This window comes from Herbaspirillum sp. VT-16-41 (genome assembly GCF_001994935.1).
Taxonomy (GTDB): Bacteria; Pseudomonadota; Gammaproteobacteria; order Burkholderiales; family Burkholderiaceae_D; genus Herbaspirillum; species Herbaspirillum frisingense.
The window spans coordinates 1-1,132 of the sequence record NZ_MUXB01000130.1 but is presented as its reverse complement, the minus strand read 5'-3'; the positions used below and the strand labels follow the sequence as shown (position 1 = coordinate 1,132).

Genomic DNA, 1,132 nt, shown 5'->3' with positions numbered 1-1,132 from the left:
GGTGAAGCTGTGGGTATTATCGCAGCACAATCTATCGGGGAACCAGGTACACAGTTAACAATGCGTACATTCCATACAGGTGGGGTAGCAGGTAATGATATTACACAAGGTTTACCTCGTATCCAAGAATTATTCGAGGCACGTAATCCTAAGGGACAAGCGGTTATTACTGAAATTTACGGTAGTGTCCTAGAGATAAATGAAAACAAAGATAAACAAGAGATTGTTATCCAAGGCGATGTGGAACAGCGTTCTTATGCGGTACCTTATAATGCTAGACTTAAGGAATCTATAGGTGACGCAGTAGAAGCTGGGCAAGAATTGACAGAGGGTTCCATTGATCCGAAAGCTCTATTACGCGTTAACGGTGCAGCAGGAGTTCAAGCTTATATTCTACGCGAAGTTCAACGTGTATCTCGGATAGCAGGCAGGCATTAAGTTTGTGCGTGAAGAACGTTAACAGCGCCTGGTGTGCGCCTTCGTGGGCTTCTTTGTTAATAACTAAGGGTCATAATCCCGCAAAGACCTCAGCAGCATGCTGCCCGGCCAGTTGCCCCAGAAGCGTGTAACAGGCTTGTCGCTCTTCTGCCTCACCGCACTGGAGCAGATCAATTAGCTGCGGTAACTGCAGCAAGACTAATTCCGGGCTTTGTTTGCCTAACAGCGCGATGCCCGCGGCGCGGATAGCCGCGACAGGCGAGTTGTGAATCTGAACCAGCAGGGCTTGCGAAAGCGGGCTCTGCGCCAAATCGGAACTCACCAACAACCCCCCGTGCCGCTTGCCTTGGCCGTCTGCGCCTGGGCCCGTTCGACGTTCCTGCGTTCGACCCGTTGACGCACCCGTGGCGCGCGCGGCGGCTGCTGCACGTTCTGCGCCGCCATGCGCTTTTCCACGCTGTCCAGGCGTTCGGCCACTTCCTGGCGGGTGATGACTTCGCTATTCACCACCACCAGGATCGAATCCACCGGGCGCGGATCGACGCGGCCGCCCGTTGTGGTGGCCTGGGTGGCCACCGCTGCCGCAGGTGCTGCGGCCGGCACCGCCGGCTTGGCGGCAGCCCGCCTGGCGGCGGGCCTCGGCCCCGCCCCGGCCCGGGCTGCCTCGTGGGGTCTCGCCGCGGGCCCCGGCCGG

Annotated in this window: 2 protein-coding genes and 1 pseudogene; 1 reads left to right on the top strand and 2 read right to left on the bottom strand. The window is 57.4% G+C overall.

Annotated features, from left to right (window positions below; translation table 11 throughout):
• Window positions 1–429: pseudogene (locus BTM36_RS19790) on the top strand (DNA-directed RNA polymerase subunit beta'); the annotation flags it as partial.
• Between the two features lie 79 nt (window positions 430–508).
• Here the strand turns inward: BTM36_RS19790 and BTM36_RS19785 are convergent.
• Both BTM36_RS19785 and BTM36_RS19780 read right to left on the bottom strand, forming a co-directional pair.
• A complete protein-coding gene (locus BTM36_RS19785; RefSeq protein WP_139347223.1) occupies window positions 509–760 on the bottom strand; it encodes a hypothetical protein in 252 nt (83 codons plus the stop codon).
• Complete coding sequence (locus tag BTM36_RS19780; protein WP_077237640.1) at window positions 757–1,041, bottom strand: hypothetical protein; 285 nt, start codon at window positions 1,039–1,041, stop codon at window positions 757–759. The genes BTM36_RS19785 and BTM36_RS19780 overlap by 4 nt, the downstream gene beginning before the upstream one ends.
• Window positions 1,042–1,132: the final 91 nt, after the last annotated feature.